The 20,073-nt window shown below is 69.6% G+C and carries 15 protein-coding genes; 8 read left to right on the forward strand and 7 right to left on the reverse strand.

Features of this window, described 5'->3' with window-relative positions; translation table 11 throughout:
* Positions 1-195 precede the first annotated feature (195 nt).
* The 3 genes from QM711_RS15675 (at position 196) to QM711_RS15685 (ending at position 7,222) form a co-directional block, all read left to right on the forward strand.
* Positions 196-561: a hypothetical protein gene (locus tag QM711_RS15675; RefSeq protein ID WP_415101000.1), complete on the forward strand. Its 366-nt coding sequence runs from the start codon at positions 196-198 to the stop codon at positions 559-561.
* A 9-nt stretch (positions 562-570) separates the two neighbouring features.
* Complete coding sequence (locus QM711_RS15680) at positions 571-1,242, forward strand: prepilin peptidase (RefSeq protein WP_415101002.1); 672 nt, start codon at positions 571-573, stop codon at positions 1,240-1,242.
* Between the two features lie 433 nt (positions 1,243-1,675).
* Positions 1,676-7,222 carry an Ig-like domain-containing protein gene (locus QM711_RS15685; RefSeq protein ID WP_415101004.1) on the forward strand — a complete coding sequence of 1,849 codons (5,547 nt, stop codon included), beginning with the start codon at positions 1,676-1,678 and terminating at the stop codon, positions 7,220-7,222.
* A 161-nt stretch (positions 7,223-7,383) separates the two neighbouring features.
* Here QM711_RS15685 and trpD read toward each other — a convergent pair whose 3' ends face one another.
* Genes trpD through QM711_RS15700 form a run of 3 tightly spaced genes read right to left on the reverse strand, consistent with a single transcriptional unit; the run spans position 7,384 to position 9,829 of the window.
* Entirely contained in the window at positions 7,384-8,436 is a 1,053-nt protein-coding gene (trpD, locus tag QM711_RS15690; protein WP_415101006.1) for an anthranilate phosphoribosyltransferase, read from the reverse strand.
* The gene (locus QM711_RS15695) at positions 8,436-8,840 is read right to left on the reverse strand and encodes a response regulator (protein WP_415101008.1); all 405 of its coding nucleotides are present in this window, start codon (positions 8,838-8,840) and stop codon (positions 8,436-8,438) included. The genes trpD and QM711_RS15695 overlap by 1 nt, the downstream gene beginning before the upstream one ends.
* Positions 8,837-9,829: a cytochrome c oxidase assembly protein gene (locus tag QM711_RS15700; protein WP_415101010.1), complete on the reverse strand. Its 993-nt coding sequence runs from the start codon at positions 9,827-9,829 to the stop codon at positions 8,837-8,839. Before QM711_RS15700 ends, QM711_RS15695 begins: the two co-directional genes overlap by 4 nt.
* A 213-nt stretch (positions 9,830-10,042) precedes the next feature.
* Between QM711_RS15700 and QM711_RS15705 the strand changes: the two genes are divergently transcribed.
* The 5 genes from QM711_RS15705 (at position 10,043) to QM711_RS15725 (ending at position 15,807) form a co-directional block, all read left to right on the forward strand.
* Positions 10,043-10,645: a cytochrome c oxidase subunit 3 gene (locus QM711_RS15705; protein WP_415102282.1), complete on the forward strand. Its 603-nt coding sequence runs from the start codon at positions 10,043-10,045 to the stop codon at positions 10,643-10,645.
* A 22-nt stretch (positions 10,646-10,667) separates the two neighbouring features.
* The gene (locus QM711_RS15710) at positions 10,668-11,468 is read left to right on the forward strand and encodes a c-type cytochrome (protein ID WP_415101012.1); all 801 of its coding nucleotides are present in this window, start codon (positions 10,668-10,670) and stop codon (positions 11,466-11,468) included.
* Positions 11,465-12,529: a Rieske 2Fe-2S domain-containing protein gene (locus QM711_RS15715; protein WP_415101014.1), complete on the forward strand. Its 1,065-nt coding sequence runs from the start codon at positions 11,465-11,467 to the stop codon at positions 12,527-12,529. The genes QM711_RS15710 and QM711_RS15715 overlap by 4 nt, the downstream gene beginning before the upstream one ends.
* Positions 12,529-14,244 (forward strand): cytochrome b, encoded by a 1,716-nt coding sequence (locus QM711_RS15720; RefSeq protein WP_415101016.1) that lies wholly within the window; start codon positions 12,529-12,531, stop codon positions 14,242-14,244. Before QM711_RS15715 ends, QM711_RS15720 begins: the two co-directional genes overlap by 1 nt.
* 120 nt (positions 14,245-14,364) lie before the next feature.
* Positions 14,365-15,807, forward strand: coding sequence for a GuaB1 family IMP dehydrogenase-related protein (locus QM711_RS15725; protein ID WP_415101018.1), 1,443 nt, complete (start codon positions 14,365-14,367; stop codon positions 15,805-15,807).
* A 46-nt stretch (positions 15,808-15,853) separates the two neighbouring features.
* Here the strand turns inward: QM711_RS15725 and QM711_RS15730 are convergent, their stop codons facing one another.
* The 4 genes from QM711_RS15730 to coxB all read right to left on the reverse strand — a co-directional run bounded on the left by QM711_RS15730 (position 15,854) and on the right by coxB (position 19,809).
* Positions 15,854-16,750, reverse strand: a complete 897-nt coding sequence (locus QM711_RS15730; RefSeq protein WP_415101020.1) for a type IV toxin-antitoxin system AbiEi family antitoxin domain-containing protein — start codon at positions 16,748-16,750, stop codon at positions 15,854-15,856.
* A gap of 194 nt (positions 16,751-16,944) precedes the next feature.
* Positions 16,945-17,340, reverse strand: coding sequence for a cytochrome c oxidase subunit 4 (locus tag QM711_RS15735; protein ID WP_415101022.1), 396 nt, complete (start codon positions 17,338-17,340; stop codon positions 16,945-16,947).
* Between the two features lie 4 nt (positions 17,341-17,344).
* On the reverse strand, positions 17,345-19,084 hold the full coding sequence (gene ctaD / locus QM711_RS15740; protein ID WP_415101024.1) for a cytochrome c oxidase subunit I: 1,740 nt from the start codon (positions 19,082-19,084) through the stop codon (positions 17,345-17,347).
* Positions 19,081-19,809: a cytochrome c oxidase subunit II gene (coxB, locus tag QM711_RS15745; protein ID WP_415102284.1), complete on the reverse strand. Its 729-nt coding sequence runs from the start codon at positions 19,807-19,809 to the stop codon at positions 19,081-19,083. Before coxB ends, ctaD begins: the two co-directional genes overlap by 4 nt.
* Positions 19,810-20,073: the final 264 nt, after the last annotated feature.

Below are 20,073 nucleotides of genomic sequence, written 5' to 3' on the forward strand. Positions count from 1 at the left end.
GGCGTCTCCGGAAGTATCAGTCTCGACAAATTTCGTCCGGTCACTCACAAAACGCCCTCGAAAAGTGCCTTCTAGGGTGTGAGAGCAATTGCACCGATCCCTGTCCCCTCCGATCCCCCGGCCTGGGTGGACGCGGCCCCGTTCCGCGCCCACGTACGCCACACGATTGCCGGGTCCGGCGTTCCCTGGCCGGCGATGGCGATAGCCGCCGGGGTGTCCCTGGCCGCCGTCCATGCCCTGCTGGGCGGCCGCGCCGGCCGTCCGCTGGCCCGAATCGAACCGCGGCTGGCGTCCCGGCTGCTCAGCGTGGACGCCGCCGCGCTGGCCGTGCTGCGGTCGCTCCGGGTGCCCGCCGGCCTGACCACCGAGCGCCTGCGCGAACTGCTCGCCGGTGGAACCGACCCGCTGTGGCTGGCCCGCTGGTGCCAGATCGAACCGGACGAGTTGGCACTGCTGGTCGATGGTGACGCGGCGACCTGCACCCGCCTCACCGAGACCCTCGCGCTGGCCGCCGGACGGCTTCGGGACGCAGGCCCGCAGCGCCCGGTCGTCGCGGCCTAGGCTGCCGCCATGACCTGGCTGCTCGCGCTGCCGGCGCTGCTCGCGCTGCCGGTGCTGTTCGCCGCCGGCCTGGCGACCGCGACTCCGGCCGTGCTTCGCCGCCTGCCTGCCCCGGTCGACGAACCGGAGTCCGATCCCTATCGGCCACTGGCCACCTCCGGCACCGCCCTCGCGGTCTTCCTGCTGGCGGCTCTGGCCGGCACCCTGGTCACCGTCACCGCACCCGCTCAGGCCCTCGGCTGGCTCGGGCTGACCGGTCCGGGCCTGCTCGCGGCGGTGGTGGACGCCCGCACCGGCTTCCTGCCCGCCCGGCTCGCCCAGGCGTCCTGGCTACTGACCGGGGCCGGGCTGCTGGTGTCCGCGACCTGGTCGGGAGCGGAGATGCTGCTCCGGGCCGGACTCGGCGGACTTGCGGCCGGCGCCCTGTTCTGGGTGTTCTGGCGCTTCGGCGGCGGGTTCGGTTTCGGCGACGTCCGGCTTGCGCCGGTGATCGGCGCGACCACGGCCGCCATGGGCTGGCCCATGCTGCTGGCGGCGCTGCTGTTGGGCGGCCTGCTCGGGGCCGGGTGGGGCGTGATCTGGCGAGCGCTCGGCAAAGGGCGTTCTTTTCCGTACGGCCCGGCGCTGGTGGCGGGGCCATATCTCGCGCTGCTCGCGAACGCGACAGTCTCCGCACAATGACTCCGGAAGAACACACCCTTTGGGAGGTGTTTGCGGCGCGGTGTCCCATTGATCACAACTAGGCGACCTCAGCCAGAATACCTAACCACACTATTTCTTAGGTGATCTATCAGCTATGTTTTCGGACGGGGCGCGGCCCTTTTCGCCGAGGATGATTCCTTGCCGTCCGATCCACGCGGACGACAGTCACAGCTAGCTAACGGCCTATCGCCGCGAGGCGAGGCAGGATAGGAATCTCGCAGCGGGGCTGGCCCGAGAGTCGCTACGACACCTGGCCGGCCGCTCTGAATCGACGCCGGCTCCGGATCCTGGACGGCGTTTGAAATTGTCACGGAGGGCACGATATCTTCCAGCTGGAATTGTAAGCGGTGTGCGGGGGCACCACCGAGCAAGTTGGGTGGAACCTCGCGTGAGACGCATTCTCTCCTTTTTAGTGTCCCTATTTCTTGTCGCGGGTTTCGTCGCCACGGCCAGCGGCACGGCCGTCGCGGCCCCGCCGACCAGTCCGTGGCGCGCGACCGCCGGCGGCGACGTCGCGGAGGTCTCCCTTTCGGCGGTGGCGCTCGACCTCGCGGGCGCCCGGCTGGCGGTCTCGTCCTCGGACAGCGGCTCCCAGCTCACTCCGCGCAGCCGCTCCCGCTCGTCCAACCTGGGCGCCAGCGTGGTCGGCGTTCCGATCGGCGTGGTCAGCAACACGGTGGACGCGCCACCCGGCGGCGGCCCGGACAACGGGGACCTGCTCGGAATCAACCTGCTCGGCGCGGTTGCCCTGGACACGATGACCACGCGCAACGAGGCGCACTGGTCGGGCGACACGGCCTGTGTCAACGGCAATCTGCTGGCCGATTCCCGGGTCTCCACCGCCGGGCTCGACGTGGGCGTCCCGGTGGTACTGCCCGACATCCTCAGCACCGGCGTCTCCTCGACCACCGGCCGCACCGAACTGATCACCGGCACCGGCGACTTCAACCGCTCGGTGCGCAGCACCGCGACCGGGCAGGTCGCCGGCGTCGACATCCTCGGTGTGATCGGTGTCACGATCGGCGGGACGCCCACCCTGACGGCCACCAGCGACGGCACCTCCGCCGGGAGCAGCGCCACCTACACCTCCGGTCTGATCACCGTCACCCGGCCGAACGGCACCACCCTCAACCTCGCCCCCGGGGCCAGCACGACGATCAATGTGATCGGCGTCGCCAGCGTCGTGATCAGGGCCGGCGCGATGACCTCGTCGGTGTCGGCGGGCGGAGCCGTGACCGCGTCGGTATCGGTTCTGACCATCGAGATCAACGCCCTTGCCGGAGTGGACGCCACCGTTGCGCTGCTGCCGCTGCGCGCCAACGCGTCCGCCCCCTCCGGCGGCATCGACTGCCCGGTGCCCGCCCCGGTGATCACCGAGCCCGACAACGGCGACGTGACCAACGACACCACCCCCACCATCTCTGGCACCGGTGAGCCCGGTGCGACGATCGACCTGACCATCGACGGCACCGTCGTGCCGGGTGCCGCCACCGTTGCCGGCAACGGAAGCTGGAGCTACACCCCGGCGACGCCGCTGGGCCAGGGCGCTCACTCGGTCTCGGCGATCCAGAGCGTCGACGGCAATGACTCACCGGCGTCCAACGTGGTGAACTTCAGCATCGACAGCACGCCGCCCGGCGTTCCGGTCGTGCAGACGCCCGCCGACGGGTCGACCATCACCGATAGCACCCCGGCCATCACCGGAACCGCGGATCCGGGCAGCCAGGTGCGGGTGTCGATCGACGGCACGCTGGCCGGCACCACCACCGCCGGACCCGGCGGCACCTGGACCTTCACCGTCCCCGATCCGCTCGATGATGGCGTGCACACCGTGAACGCGGTCGCCAGGGACGACGCGGGCAACGACTCCGCGGTGTCCAACACCAACTCGTTCACCCTCGACGCCACGGCCCCGGCAGCGCCGGTGGTCTCCACCCCGGCCAACAACGCCGTCCTGAACGCCAGCCCCGCCTCCATCACCGGCACCGCGGAACCGAACAGCACGGTGGCGGTCTCGATCGACGGCGTCCCGGCCGGAACCGTGACGGCGACCGCCGGCGGCACCTGGACGTTGCCGGTCGCGACCCCGTTGCCCGAGGGCAGCCACACAGTGAATGCGACCGCGACCGACGCGGCTGGGAACACCTCCCCCACCTCGGCCACCAACACCTTCACCATCGACACCACGCCGCCAGGTGCGCCGGTGGTCATCACGCCGGCGAACGGCTCGACGACCAACGACGCCACGCCGGAGATCACCGGCACCGCCGAAGCCGGCGCGAGCGTCGAGGTCTTCGTGGACGGCGCATCGGTGGGCACCACCACCGCCGCCGGTGACGGCAGCTGGTCATTCACCCCGACCACTCCGCTGACCAACGGTGCCCACAGCGCCTACGCCATCGCCACCGACGCCGCCGGACACGTCTCGCCGCAGTCCAACACGAACACGTTCACCGTCGACACCAACGCTCCGAACGCCCCGGTGGTCACGGCCCCCGCCAACAACGCGGTGCTGAGCGTCAGCCCGACCGCGGTGACCGGCACCGCCGAGCCCAACAGCACCGTCGAGGTGTTCATCGACGGCGCCCCCGCCGGCACCACGACCGCCGGCGGCGACGGCACCTGGACCCTTCCGTTGGACCTGGTGCTGCCGGACGGCCCGCACACGGTGAACGCGACCGCGACCGACGCCGCCGGGAACACCTCCCCGAGCTCGGCCACCAACACCTTCACCATCGACTCCACCGCACCCGAGGCACCGGTGGTCACCACACCGGCGGACGGCTCCACCACCAACGACAACACGCCCACCATCACCGGGACGGCCGAAGCCGGCGCAATCGTCCAGGTCTTCGTGGACGGCGGCTCGATCGGTACCGCGACCGCGGGTGGCGATGGGGTCTGGTCGCTCGGCGTCAGCACCCCGCTCGCCGACGGCTCGCACACCGTCTACGCCAACGCGACCGACGGGGCCGGGAACACCTCTCCGGCCTCGGCCACCAACACCTTCACCGTCGACACCACCGCACCCAGTGCGCCGGTGGTGCTCACCCCGGCCGACCAGGACGTGCTGTCCAGCAGCCCGGTGAACGTGACCGGCACCGCCGAACCGAACAGCACCGTCGAGGTGTTCATCGACGGCACCTCCCGGGGCACCGTCGTGGCCGGCGGCGACGGGTCCTGGACCCTGCCGCTGCTCAGCCCGGTGCCGGACGGCGTCCACACCGTCTATGCCACCGCCACCGATACCGCCGGGAACCCCTCCGGCAGCTCGGCGACGAACACCTTCACGGTCGACTCGGCAGCCCCGAATCCGCCGACGGTGGACACCCCGGCGGACGGCTCCACGGTCAACGACAACACCCCCGACGTCACCGGCACCGCCGAACCGAACAGCACCGTCGAGGTGTCCATCGACGGCACCCCGGTCGGCACCACCACCGCCGGCCCGGACGGCACCTGGTCCTTCACCCCGACCACTCCGCTTCCGGACGGCGAACACACGGTGAACGCCACGGCGACCGACCCGGCCGGGAACACCTCACCGGCATCGGCCACCAACACCTTCACCGTCGACACCACCGCACCCACCGCGCCCGCGGTGACCGCGCCGGCCGATGGTTCCACCGGCAACGACAACACCCCGGACGTCACCGGAACCGGCGAACCCGGCGCCACCGTCACCGTCACCATCGACGGCAACCCGGCCGGCACCACCACCGTCAACCCGGACGGCACCTGGACCCTGCCGATCACCACCCCGCTGCCGGACGGCACCCACACGGTGAGCGCTACCCAGACCGACCCCGCCGGCAACACCTCGCCGGCCTCGCCGACCAACACCTTCACCGTCGACACCGCCGCACCCGCGGCGCCGGTGGTGACCAGCCCGCCCGATGGTGCCGTGCTGTCCAGCAGCCCGCTGTTCATCGGCGGCACCGCGGAGCCCGACGCCACCGTCCAGGTCTTCCTCAACGGCAGCCCACTGGGCACCACCACCGCCGCCGGCGACGGATCCTGGACACTGGTACTGGCCAGCCCGCTGCCCGACGGCACCTACACGACGAACGCGACCGCGACCGACGCGGCCGGGAACACCTCCCCGGTCTCGGCCACCAACACCTTCGTCGTCGACACCACCGCACCCGCGGCGCCGACGGTGACCACCCCCGCGGACGGGACCACCGTCGCCGACAACACCCCTGACGTCACCGGAACCGGCGAACCCGGCGCCTTCGTCAACGTGATCATCGACGGCAACCCGGTCGGCGGCGCCACCGTCCAGCCCGATGGGAGCTGGTCGTTCACCCCGACCACCCCGCTGTCGGACGGCACCCACACGGTGAGCGCCACCCAGACCGACCCGGCCGGCAACACCTCGCCAGCCTCGCCCGCCAACACCTTCACCGTCGACACCACCGCTCCGGCGGCACCGGTGATCACCGCACCGGCCGATGGTTCCAGCACCGGCGACAACACCCCCGACGTCACCGGCACCGGCGAACCCGGCGCCACCGTCACCGTCACCATCGACGGCAACCCGGCCGGCACCACCACCGTCAACCCGGACGGCACCTGGACGTTGCCGATCACCACCCCGCTGCCCGACGGCGACCACACCATCGTCGCCACCCAGACCGACCCCGCCGGCAACACCTCGCCGCCGGCCACCGTCACCGTGACCGTCGACACCACCGCTCCCAACCCGCCGACGGTCGAGACTCCGGCGGACGGCTCCACGGTCGACGACAGCACCCCCGACGTCACCGGCACCGCCGAACCGAACAGCACCGTCGAGGTGTCTATCGACGGCACCCCGGTCGGCACCACCACCGCCGGCCCGGACGGCACCTGGTCATTCACCCCGACCACGCCGCTTCCGGACGGCGCCCACACGGTGAACGCCACGGCGACCGACCCGGCCGGGAACACCTCCCCGGCATCGGCCACCAACACCTTCACCGTCGACACCACCGCTCCGGCGGCACCGGTGATCACCGCACCGGCCGACGGTTCAACCGCGACCGACAACACCCCTGACGTCACCGGCACCGGCGAACCCGGCGCCACCGTCACGGTCACCATCGACGGCAACCCGGCCGGCACCACCACCGTCAACCCGGACGGCACCTGGACGTTGCCGATCACCACCCCGCTGCCCGACGGCGACCACACCATCGTCGCCACCCAGACCGACCCCGCCGGCAACACCTCGCCGCCGGCCACCGTCACCGTCACGGTGGACGCCACCGCGCCGGCGGCACCCGTGATCGTCGCCCCGGCGGACGGCTCGAGCACCAACGACAACACGGTCACCATCACCGGCACCGGCGAACCCGGCGCCACCGTGAGCGTGACCATCGACGGCACTCCGGCCGGCACGGCTACCGTGCAGCCGGACGGCACCTGGAGCCTGCCGCCGACCGCCCCGCTGCCCGACGGCGACCACACCATCGTCGCCAGCCAGGAGGATCCGGCAGGGCACGTCTCGCCGCCCGCAACGAGCACGGTGACGATCGACACTGCCGCACCGGCGGCACCGGTGATCACCTCGCCCGCCGACGGTTCCAGTACCAACGACCGGACGCCGGCGATCACCGGAACCGGTGAGCCGGGCGCCACCGTCGAGGTCACCGTGGACGGCAATGTGATCGGCACCACCACGGTGGGTCAGGACGGCACCTGGTCGTTCACCCCGAGCACCGCGCTGGCCCTCGGGTCGCACGTGGTGACCGCGGTTCAGACCGACGCGGCGGGCAACCGGTCGCCGGCGTCCGCACCGGTGAACTTCACCATCACCGCGCGGGTCCCCGGCGACGGTGACGGAAACGGCAATGGGAACGGGAACGGCAACCTGCCGCAGACCGGGACCGACGCATCGTTGGTCACCCTGCTCGCCGGCCTGCTGCTGGTGCTGGCCGGCGGCGGCGGGGTCCTGCTGGCCCGGCGTCGCCGCTGACCGGGCGTCTCACCACCCCGGACAGAGTTCCCCGGCCTCGGCCGGGGGAACTTTGCGTTGCTGGCAGTTGCGGAAGCGCTGATGAGCGCTGGTCGAGACCCCTCCGGCAACGGGTTTCGACACGCTCAACCCGCGAAACCCAGCACCAGTCAGGGCTTGCCTCAGGTGGACGCGCTCGCCCGCTGCGTCGCGTCCACCCAGCGGGCGAGCACCTCGGTGGCAGCACCCGAGTCGATCGCGGTCCGCGCCGTCTCCAGGTGCCCGGCCAGCTGAACCGCCACGTCGGCGCCGAGATCGGGACCGTGGAAGGCCAGTAAAGCGGCGGCGGCGTTCAACACCACGATGTCGTGGACCGGGCCGCGCTCCCCGTCCAGCAGCCGGCGCACCACGGCGGCATTGTGCGCGACATCGCCGCCGACCAGGTCATCGGGAGACGCGCAGGCAAGACCGAGGGCCGCCGGGTCGAGGGTGCCCGCCCGAAGTTCACCGTCGCGGATCAGCCAGATGTCGGACGTGGTGGTGGTGGTCAGTTCGTCCAGGCCGTCATCGCCGTGGAAGACCAGTCCGCGGGTGCCGCGGCGGGCCAGCACCCCGGCCACCAGCGCGGCCATCCGCGCATTGGCGATACCGACCGCCTGCGCGGCTGGGCGGGCCGGGTTGGCCAGCGGGCCGAGGAAGTTGAACGGGGTCTGGACCCCGAGTTCCCGGCGCGCGGTCGCGGCGTGCCGCAGGGAGGGATGGTAGAGCGGCGCGAACAGGAAGACGATCCCCGCCTCGGTCAGCACGCTCGCCTGGTCGACCGGCCGGACGTCGAGGGCAACGCCGAGTGCCTCCAGCACGTCGGCCGCCCCACAGGCGGACGAGGCAGCCCGGTTGCCGTGCTTGACCACCGGTGCGCCGGCGGCGGCGGCCACGATCGCCGCCATGGTCGAGACGTTCACCGTGTTCGCCCGGTCGCCGCCCGAGCCGACCACGTCCACCGCCTCGGGGTCGATGGCGATCGGGGTGGCCCGGTCGCGCATGGCCTCCGCCAGGCCGGCGATCTCCTCGACCGTCTCGCCCTTTGCCCGCAGCGCGACCAGGAAGCCGGCCAGCTGGACGTCGGTGGCGTTGCCGGCCAGGATCTCGTCCATCGCCCAGGACGCGACCTCGGAGCTCAGGTGCTCGCCCGCGATCAGCCCGGTGAGCACATCGGGCCAGGTGTGGATCGCCATCAGACCGCCTGGCTGAGCCGGGCCCGGAGCAATTCGGCGACCGCGGCCGGCAACCGGACCGGATCCACCGGGAACATCGACACGGCGTCGGCGCGCGACCAGGTGGCCAGCCATGAGTCGGCGACCCGGATGATCAGCACCAGCACCGGCGGGCAGTCCGCCACCTCGTCCTTGAGTTGCTTGCACAACCCGATCCCACCGGACGGGTTCGCCTCGCCGTCCAGGATCAGCAGGTCGAGTCCGCCGGCGTCGACCGCCGCCAGGGCGGCGGGCTGGGTGGCCACCTCGTAAATCTCGATCTCGGGCAGGTCGGACGCCACCCGGCGACCGAGCGCCAACCGCACCTGCTCGCGCGTCGTCCGGTCGTCGGAGTACACCAGGATCGTGGCGGTGTCATGACTCATGCGCGTTCCTCGTCTGCGGGGAGCTGGCCGGGAGTGTGGTGACCGGGAGTGTGGGCAGCATCGTACCCGGCCTGCGCGGCTCGGGCGGCCAGCCGTTCCTCCCGGTCCAGCTGCCGGTCGATCCGGACGGCCTCGCGCTGCGAGTGCTGGTACCACTGGACGAAGAACACGCCCAGGATGATCAGCGAGATCAGGTCCCCGGCACCCCACATGATCCCGCCGGCGATGTTCTGGTCCTCGATCGGGCTGGGCGGCCAGGCCCGGTCGAAGGCCAGGTACCAGTCCTCGGCGATCAACTCGGGCGATCCCATGATGATCACGCCGAGGAAGGCATGGAACGGCAGCGTGACGAAGATCAGCAGCATCCGCAGGTAGTGCGGCAGCCGGGTGGGCATCGGGTCCAGCCCGAGCAAAGGCCAGAAGTAGAGGCAGCCGGTGATCACGAAGTGCAGGTGCATCCAGGCATGCAACCAGTCGTTGGCGAGTGTGAGCGGGTAGAGCCCGGTCATGTACAGCAGGTACGGATTGGCGATCATCAGCGCGGTCGCCAGCGGCGGCCAGGTAAGCACCTTCACCGGCCACGAGTGCAGCACGGCGACCACCCGCTTGCGACCCAGCGTCCCCAGGTTGCGCAGCAGCAGGGTGAGCGGTGCCCCCACCGCCATCAGCACAGGGGCAACCATCGACAACAGGATGTGCTGCACCATGTGCACGCTGAACAGCACCGTGTCGTAGGTGCCGAGCACGCTCAGCAGCGCGATCGCCAGGACGCCGACGCCGCCCACGCACCAGCTCAGCGTCCGGCTCAGCGGCCAACGCACACCCCGCGCCCCCAGCCGCCGCACCCCCCACAGGTAGAGCCCGACCATCACCACCAGGGACGCCACCACCCACGGCTCGAAAGTCCACGCGCTCAGCAGCCGATCCGGGGTCAGCGGGGGCGGCTGATTCTCCGGATCGGCGTGCAACGGCAGCAGCAGCGGGACCATGCCTGCATTATCCCGCGGGCCGCCACGGCGTCGGTCATGACATCTGAGTGACGGCACGAGAATCTCCCCGGCCCAGAGGGTGACCAATCCGCTCTGAGCAGCCATAATGACCGAGTGACTCACTCTCACTCGAGCGCCGCGGCCGCCATGCCGCACGGGGCGGTGCACCCGATTGCGCCGGCCCGTCTGCATCCGACCAAGGGCCGTCCCGACATGGTTGCCGTCGGCACCTGGATCTGGCTGGCTTCCGACCTGATGTTCTTCGCCGCCCTGTTCGCCGCGTACTTCAATCTGCGGTCGATCACCAACGCGGCAGCACCGGCCGGCAGCGAGACGCTGTGGGAATGGGGGACGGCGCACTTCAACATGCCGTTCGCGGTGACCAACACGCTGATCCTGATCCTGTCCTCGGTGACCTGCCAGATGGGTGTCTGGAAGGCCGAGCGCGGGCAGGTCGGACGCACCGGCTCACTGCTGCAGGTCGGCCAGTGGGGGCTGCGGGAGTGGTACATCCTCACCTTCATCATGGGCGCGGTCTTCATCGGCGGCCAGGCGACCGAGTACGCCACCCTGGTTGCCGAGGGATTCACGCTGTCCACCAACGCCTACACCTCGGCGTTCTTCCTGGCCACCGGATTCCACGGCCTGCATGTCACCGGCGGTCTGATCGCCTTCCTGTTCATGCTGGGCCGCACCTACATGAGCCGCACCTTCACCCACGAGCAGGCCGTCCATGCGGTCGTCACCTCTTACTACTGGCACTTCGTCGACGCGATCTGGATCATCCTGTTCGGCGTCATCTACATCCTGCGCTGAGCAACGACCTAGGAGGAACCTCGTGCGTTTCCTGACCGCCAAGCGGCGAGGACGGGCCGCCCGGCCCGCGCTGCTGGTAATGGCCCTGCTGCTCATGGGCGCGCTGTATGCCGCCGTGGCGCCGGCCGCCAGGGTGTCGGCCGACACCGGCTCGAGCCAGCAGGTGGCCGAGGGCAAGGCCCTGTTCCGGGTCACCTGCTCGTCGTGCCACGGCATGAACGGCGAAGGCACCGAGCAGGGCCCGTCCCTGGTCGGCGTCGGCGCGGCCGCCGTCGACTTCCAGGTGAGCACCGGCCGGATGCCGATGGCCAACCCGGGCGCCCAGGCTCCGCGCAAGCACAACACCTACACGCCCTCCGAGATCGCTGCGCTGGCGGCGTTCGTGGCGACCCTGGGCCCCGGCCCGGCCATCCCGCTACCGGAGCAGTACAGCGGCGAGGGGTTGAGCGCCGAGGAACTCGCCAAGGGTGGCGAGCTGTTCCGCACCAACTGCTCGGCCTGCCACAACTTCGAGGGCGCCGGCGGCGCGCTGCCCAACGGCAAGTACGCCCCCAGCCTCAATGGCGTCAGCGGCAAGCACATCTGGGAAGCGCTGCGCACCGGACCCCAGCAGATGCCGGTGTTCAGCAGCGGCGTCCTGGTCGACGACGACGTCCGCGCCATCGTCGGCTACCTGGAGACATTGCACGCCCAGCCGAGCAGCGGCCTGACCTTCGGGGCCCTCGGCCCCGTGGCGGAGGGCCTGTTCGCCTGGATCATCGGTATCGGCGGGCTCTGCCTGCTCGCCGTCTGGATCGCCGCGAAGGGAGCCCGGGCTCGATGAGCATCGAAACCAGGAAGGAAGGCGCCGACCTCGAGCGCTTCCCGGTGCCCGATCCGGGCATCGAGGAACACGTCGAGCGTTGGACGGACGCCGACGCCGACGCAGGAAACCGGGTCTACCGGCAGGTGCTGCTGATGCTGGGCGCCGTCCCAGTGCTGGCCATCGCCTTCGTCGTGCTCTACTTCGCGCTGCCGCGCAACTCGTTCGTCATCATCTTCGGCCTGCAATGGGACGCCACCACGTTCCTGCTCGGCCTCACCGGCGGCCTGGCCACCCTGCTGATCGGGCTGGCCTGCATCCACTGGGCGAAGACGATCATGGGCGACGAGGAGGTGGCCGAGGACCGGCACGCCGCCGCGTCCCCGGAGGCCGACCGCGAGATGTTCGCGGCCGAGTTCGCCAAGGGTGCCGAGCAGTCCGGTCTGGGCCGGCGCAAGCTGATCGGCGGCGCGCTGGGCGGCGCCCTCGGTGTCATCGCGGTCCCGGCCGTGGTGCTGTTCGCCGACATGGGTCCGTGGCCCACCGCCGAGGTGCGCAAGCGGACCATCGAGCGCACCATCTGGGCCCAGGGCGTCAAGCTGGTCAATGACGTGACCCAGCGGCCGCTGAAGGCGTCCGAGCTCGAGATCGGCCAGCTGGTCAACGCCCAGCCCGAGAACCTGTGGGACCACCACGGTGCCGAGTTCCAGATCGAGAAGGCCAAGGCCGCGATCATCATCGTCCGGATGGACCCGTCCCGGATCAAGATCCCCGAGTCCCGCAAGGACTGGCAGGTCGGCGGAATCCTCTGCTACTCCAAGATCTGCACCCATGTCGGCTGCCCGATCAGCCTGTGGGAACAGCAGACCCACCATCTGCTGTGCCCCTGCCACCAGTCGACCTTCGATCTCGGCAACTCGGGTCTGGTCGTCTTCGGACCGGCCGCCCGGGCGCTGCCGCAGCTGCCGATCACGGTGGACGCCGACGGCTACCTGGTCGCCCGCAGCGACTTCACCGTCCCGGTCGGGCCGAGCTTCTTCGAGCGCGACTCGACCCGCGACTTCAAGGAAGGTGATCGGTGATGGCCAAGCCCGCTGACATTGCCGGCGGCTCACCGGCGCTCGAGGCCGAGCGCCCGCCGAAGGCGAATCTGCCCGCCGGGGTCACCGGCGTCGCGACCTGGGCCGACGACCGGCTCGGGTTGGCGTCGCTGCTGAAGAAGAACCTGCGCAAGATCTTCCCCGACCATTGGTCCTTCCTGCTCGGCGAGATCGCGCTGTACTCGTTCATCATCCTGCTGCTGACCGGTGTGTTCCTGACCATCTGGTTCAAGCCGTCGATGGCCGAGGTCGAGTACCAGGGCACCTACCAGCTGATGCGCGGCCTGCCGATGTCCGAGGCGTTCGCGTCCACGCTGGCGCTGTCCTTCGATGTCCGCGGCGGCCTGCTGGTGCGCCAGATCCACCACTGGGCCGCGATGCTGTTCGTCGCGTCCATGACGGTGCACATGCTGCGCATCTTCTTCACCGGTGCGTTCCGCAAGCCGCGCGAGCTGAACTGGCTGATCGGCGTCGGGCTGTTCTCGATGTCCCTGATCGAGGGCTTCGCCGGCTACTCGCTGCCCGACGACCTGCTCTCGGGCACCGGCCTGCGGTTCGTGGACGGCCTGATCCGCTCCATCCCGCTGATCGGCACGTGGGCGGAGTTCTTCATCTTCGGCGGTGAGTTCCCCGGCGAGTTGGTGGTCGCGCGGCTGTACATGGTGCACATCCTGCTGGTGCCCGGGCTGCTGCTCGGACTGATCGCCGCGCACCTGGCGCTGGTGGTCTACCACAAGCACACCCAGTACCCCGGTGCGGGTCGCAAGGACGGCAACGTGGTCGGCTACCCGCTGTTCCCGGTGTACATGGCCAAGGCCGGCGGCTTCTTCTTCGTGGTCTTCGGCGTGGCGATCCTGATGGGCGCCACCATGTCGATCAACCCGGTCTGGAACTTCGGTCCGTACAACCCCGCCCAGGTCACCGCCGGTTCGCAGCCGGACTGGTACATGGGCTGGATCGAGGGTGCCATCCGGATCATGCCGAATTGGGAGTGGCATCTGGGCAGCACCACCTGGTCGTGGAACATCGTGCTGCCGGGCGTGGTGTTGATGACCGGGCTGTTCGTCCTGCTCGGGGTGTACCCGTTCGCCGAGGCCTGGGTGACCGGCGACAAGTCCGAGCACCACGTGTTGGAGCGTCCGCGCAACAACCCCACCCGGACGGGTCTCGGCGTCGCCGGAATGACCTGCTACGCGATGTTCTGGCTGGCCGGCGGCAACGACATCCTGGCCACCCAGTTCCACGTCTCGCTGAACGCGGTCACCGAGTTCATGCGGGTGGCGGTGTTCGTCGCCCCGGTGATCGCCTTCATCGTCACCAAGCGGATCTGCATCTCGCTGCAGCGCACCGACGCCGAGCGTGTTCTGCACGGCAGTGAGACCGGGATCATCGAACGCTCCCCCGACGGGGGCTACTCCGAGCCGCACCGGCCGATCCTGATCGAGGAGAAGTTCGCGCTCACCCAGCATCCGCAGCGGACGGCGCTCACCGAGACGTCCGGCACCGACGCGCACGGCGTCGCGCAGAAGGGCAAGCGGGTCGGCAAGCTGCGCGCTCTGCTGTCCCGATGGTTCTACGGCGGCGTGGTCAGCAAGCCGACCGCGTCCGAGATCGCCGAGGCCGATCATCACGCCGAGGGCCACGACCGCGACCACGAGGTCGAGTCGGGCAGCCGCCCGAGCGAACTCAGCCACTGAGTCAGTCAGCAGCAGCGATGCCGCCGAGATGATCTCGGCGGCATCGCTGTTTCTATGGACGCCCGGGCTGCTCAGGGGACGGCGTCCGCGCCGGGGTGCCGCGGGCGATACGATCTGCCGGTGCGATTCCTGAACGCGATGCCGGCCCATGACCTCACCTACGACGACGTGTTCATGGTGCCCCGGCGCTCGTCGGTGGTCTCACGTCTTGATGTCGAGCTGACCAGCACCGATGCACTGCGCCTGCCGCTGCCGCTGGTGGTGGCGAATATGACCGCGATCTCGGGACGCCGGATGGCCGAGACGGTCGCCCGCCGCGGCGGGGTGGCGATCATCCCCCAGGACCTGCCGACCTCGATCGTGGCCGAGACCATCGCCCGGGTGAAGGCGGCGCATACGGTCTTCGACACCCCGGTGTACGTCGAGCCGGGGATGACCATCGGCGAGGCCCTGAACCTACTGCCCAAGCGGGCGCACGGGCTGGTCGTGGTGGTCGAGGACGGCGCACCGGTCGGCCTGCTCGGGCCGTCCGAGGCGGCCGGGCTGGACCGCTTCGTCCAGGTGCACGAGGCCATGTCGACCGACCTGACCATCGTCGACCCGGACGCCTCCCCCGCCGAGGTGTTCGACCTGCTGACCAGCCGCCGGCACCGGGTCGCGCTCGCGGTGCGCGACGGCCGGCTGGCGGGCCTGATGACCGCGAAGGGTGCGCTGCGGGCAACGCTGTATCCGCCGGCCCTGGACGCCGCCGGGCAGCTCCGGGTCGGCGCGGCTGTCGGCATCTCGCGCGATGTCGAGCGGCGGGCGTCCGAGCTGGTCGAGGCGGGTGCCGACGTGCTGGTGATGGACACCGCGCACGGTCACCAGGAGCGGATGATCGAGGGGCTGCGGCGGGTCCGGGCGATGCTCGACGCTCACGGCAGCACGGTGCCGCTGGTGGCCGGCAATGTGGTGACCGCCGAGGGCACCGCCGACCTGATCGAGGCCGGTGCCGACGTGGTGAAGGTCGGCGTCGGGCCGGGCGCGATGTGCACCACCCGGATGCAGACCGGCGTGGGGCGTCCGCAGTTCTCCGCGGTGCTGGAATGCGCAGCCGAGGCCAACGCTGCCGGCAAGGCGATCTGGGCGGACGGCGGCGTGCGGCACCCCCGCGACGTGGCGCTGGCGCTGGCCGCCGGGTCGGGCGCGGTGATGATCGGGTCCTGGTTCGCGGGCACCCACGAGTCGGCCGGCGACCTGGTCACCGATCACGACGGACGTCCCTACAAGGAATCGTTCGGCATGGCGTCGGCCCGCGCGGTGCGGATGCGGACCCGCGAGCAGTCGCGGTTCGAACGCGCCCGGGCGGCCCTGTTCGAAGAGGGCATCTCGCACTCCCGGATGTACCTCGACCCGGCCCGTCCCGGCGTCGAGGACCTGATCGACTTCATCGTCGCCGGCGTCCGCTCCAGCTGCACCTACGCCGGTGCCCGCACCCTGCCCGAGTTCGCCGAGAACGCGGTCGTGGGCCTGCAGTCGGCGTCCGGCTTCAACGAGGGACGCCCCCTGCACTCCAGCTGGTAACCCCCTCCCTAACTACCTCTGCCCTCCCTCCGGTGGCAGGGCGTGGTTAGTTCGGGAGGGCTCTGTGTAGCGGACGCGCCGCCAGCGCCCGCCGGATCCGCCCCTCCACCCGACCCGCGGTCTGCAGGTCCTTCCAGCCCCAGCGCAGCACGGTGCACCCGTGGTCGACGAACGCCTCGTGACGGAGCTTCTCGGCTTCGATCGCGGCTCTGGGATCGTCGCCGAAGGTGCCGTCATACTTGCCGCCGCCGTCGTACTCACCGACGATGCCCGCGCCCCAGTCGAAGTCCGGACGCCCCAGGAATCGGCCGTCAGCACCGAAGTGATCGACCTGCAGCTGCGGGATCGGGATGTTGGCCAACTGCATCCGCGCCCTGCTGTACGACTCGCCGAAGCTCTCGCTGGCGCTGTCGCCGAACGCGACGGCCCGGGCGGCGCGGGCGTGGCCATGCCCGGTCGGGGTGGCCAGCTCGTTGCGGGTCACGCCGCGGCGCAAGGCTGCGTCGACCACCGCTACGGCGTCCGGGTAGGGCAGCCGCCGAGCCAGGTCGGTCACGGTCCGGCGGAAGGAAGTCACCGGGACGCCGCCGAGGATCTCGACCTCGGCGTCGTCCAGAACGGCCGGGCTTGCCTGCAGCAGCCGATTCCGGGTGTGCCGGCCGCCCATGGTCCGGACCACCTGGACCGGCAGTTCAGCCACGATCCGAACCGGCAGGCCGTGCAGGACCGCGGCCGACTGGAAGGCGAAGTAGGTGCCGTGGTTGATGGTCAGCGCCGCGGCGTCGATCCGGCGACGGTGCAGTGTCCAGACAGGGAGCTCCTCCGCCGGCATGACAACGCCCCGCCTGAGCCGGACGAGTTCGCCCGCGCGCAACGCACGGTCCATGCCCTTCCGGTCGGTTTGGTGGTCGTGCATCCAGGACTTGGTGGTGAAGACGGTCATGCCATCACCATCGGCACCTGGCGTCCAGATCGTTCAAAATTCCCACGCCCTGTGGAAAACGTCTCGTGCCGCCCCCCTCCCCCGCGCGACCGGCAAAGCCCTCCCTAACTAGTTCTGCCCTCCCACTGGTGGGAGGGCAGAGATAGTTAGGGAGGGCTTTACCGGACGCGGGTGATCCCGCCGGAATACCAGGCTCAGTGCTGGTAGTCGCCGCGGTAGTACTCGAAGACCCAACCGCTGAGCGCCCAGATGCCGAGGCAGACGGCGAGGATGGTGATCCACCAGCCGAAGACGGGACCCAGGGCCATCAACTGGACGGTCAGCGCCACCCAGAACGGCCAGATGCTCTTCGGCGGGAAGAAGCCAAGCGGGCCGGCACCCTCGGCGATCTCGGCGTCCTTGCGGTCCTCGAGCCGGGCGTCCATCTTTCGCGCCAGGTTGAACAGGTAGAAGGCGACCATGGAGAACAGCAGCACCGACATGATCAGTGCCACCGTCCCGATGATCTCGTGGGACATGAACCAGTAGATCGGCGTGACGAGCGTGAGGAAGATCGCGATCGACGCGAACATCCAGCCTTCGACCTTCATGGAGTCACTCCCCCTTGGGATTCTCGATGGACGACGGACGGGTCGAGCCGTCCGAGGTGCTGCCGGTGATCAGGATGTCCAGCTCTTCGGCCCGGTCGACACTGTGGATCTCGGGATGGTGCAGATCGAAAGCCGGAGCCTCGGTGCGGATCCGGGGCAGCTTGTTGAAGTTGTGCCGCGGCGGCGGGCTGGATGTCGCCCACTCCAGCGACCGGCCCCAGCCCCAGGGGTCGTCGGTCTTCACCTGCGGCGCGTTGCGGCTGATCCACAGGTTCCAGAAGAACGGCAGCATCGACATGCCGAGCAGGAACGCACCGACGGTGGAGACCTGGTTGAGGAAGGTGAAGCCCTCGGTCGGCAGGTAGTCGGCGATCCGGCGCTGCATGCCCTCGATGCCCAGCCAGTGCTGCACCAGGAAGGTCAGGTGGAAGCCGAAGAACAGCGTCCAGAAGTGCACCTTGCCCCAGCGCTCGTTGAGCATCCGTCCGGTCAGCTTCGGCCACCAGAAGTAGAAGCCGGCGAACATCGCGAACACCACCGTGCCGAACACCACGTAGTGGAAGTGGGCGACGACGAAGTAGCTGTCGGAAACGTGGAAGTCCAGCGGCGGACTGGCCAGGATGACGCCGGTCAGGCCACCGAACAGGAAGGTGGTGAGGAAGCCGATCGCCCACACCATCGGTGTTTCGAAACTGATCGAGCCACCCCACATGGTGCCGATCCAGTTGAAGAACTTCACCCCGGTCGGGACGGCGATCAGGAACGTCATGAACGAGAAGAACGGCAGGTTTACCGCGCCGGTGACGAACATGTGGTGCGCCCAGACGGCCATGCTCAGGCCGCCGATGACCATGGTCGCGCCGACCAGTCCGACATAACCGAAGATCGGCTTGCGGCTGAACACCGGCAGCACCTCGGTGATGATGCCGAAGAACGGCAGCGCGATGATGTACACCTCGGGATGGCCGAAGAACCAGAACAGGTGCTGCCACAGCACCGCCCCGCCGACACCCGGGTCGAGGATGTGGGTACCCAGCCGGCGATCGGCCTCGAGCACCAGCAGGCCGGCCGCCAGCACCGGGAAGACCAGCAGCACCAGCAGCGAGGTGACGAAGATGTTCCAGGTGAAGATCGGCATCCGGAACATCGTCAGGCCCGGCGCCCGCATGGTGACGATCGTGGTGACGAAGTTGACCGCGCCCAGGATCGTGGACAGGCCCATCACGTACAGGCCCATGATCCACAGGTCGCCGCCGATGCCCGGGGAGTTGATCGCGTCCGACAGCGGTGCGTAGGCGAACCAGCCGAAGGCGGCTGCACCCTCGGGCGACAGGAAGCCCGAGCAGGCCGTCACCGAACCGAACAGGTACAGCCAGTAGCTGAACATGTTCATCCGCGGGAAGGCCACGTCGGGCGAGCCGATCTGCAACGGCATCACGGCGTTGGCGAAGGCCGCGAACATCGGCGTCGCGAACATCAGCAGCATGATCGTGCCGTGCATGGTGAAGAACTGGTTGAAGGTCTCGTAGTGCAGGTACTGCAGACCGGGGAAGGCCAGTTCGGCACGGATCGCCAGCGCCAGCAGGCCGCCGAAGCCGAAGAAGGCGAAAGCGGTGACGAAGTACAGGTTGGCGATCACCTTGTGGTCGGTGGAGGTCATCCACCGCATCGCCTTGGTGCCCCAGCCGGCCCGACGGATCGCCCGGCGCTCGGAGGAGTCGAGAGTCACTCGTGCAACGCTCATCGGTCGTGCTCCTCTGCTGGTGCGTGCTCGGCGTCGGTGGGCGGCGAGGGAACGGAGTTCGGCCACGCCGGCGGCGTCAACTCACCGGTCTGGCCGCTGGCCGCCAACTGCTTCAGGTGCGCGTTGTACTCGTCCAGGCTGACCACCCGCACCTTGAACAGCATCGCCGAGTGGTAGGTGCCGCACAGCTCGGCGCACTTGCCCAGGAACTCGCCGGTGCGGTTCGGGGTCACGTCGAAGGAATTCGGGTGTCCGGGGATCACGTCGAGCTTGAAGTAGAACTCGGGGATCCAGAACGAGTGGATGACGTCGGCCGAGGCCAGGTTGAACCGGACCGGCTCGTTGACCGGCAGGTACAGGTAGGGCAGCCGCTCGACGGTGCCGGTGTCGTGGACGACGGCGTTGACGGCCGGGTTCTGCTGCTCCATGTAGTTGAACGACCACGACCACTTCTGGCCGATCACGTTGATGGTGTGCACCGGACGGTCGTTGACCTTGGCCAGCACCGCATTCTGGCTCTGCACGGTGAAGAAGAACAGCACGCCGATGATCAGGAACGGCACCACTGTGTACAACAGCTCCATCGGCAGGTTGTACCGGGACTGCCTCGGCACCTCGGTGTTGTTCCGGCGGCGGTAGCGGAACATCACCCAGAAGATCAGGCCCCAGACGAAGGCGCCGATCACCAAGGAGGCGATCCAGGCACCGTTCCAGAGGTTGCCGATCCACGGGGCCTGCTCGCTGGCTGCCACCGGCATTCCCCAGCGACCCCATTGCGCCATCGTGTCCTGGCTGCACCCGGCCAGCGCGAGCGCCAGTACGGCGCCGGCCCCGAGCTTCAGGATGTGGCCGGGGCGTGTGCGGTTCTTCACCACGGACGTTCCGCCTTCCCACGACGGATGAGCCCCGGTGACAGGTCGTCTCCGGCTGGCATCCGAGTCGTCAGATTCCTCGGGCCTCACCCTAACCCAAAAGCACATCGGGACGCC

Origin of the sequence: Micropruina sp., from assembly GCF_047602385.1 — a bacterium.
Classification (GTDB): Bacteria; Actinomycetota; Actinomycetes; order Propionibacteriales; family Propionibacteriaceae; genus Micropruina.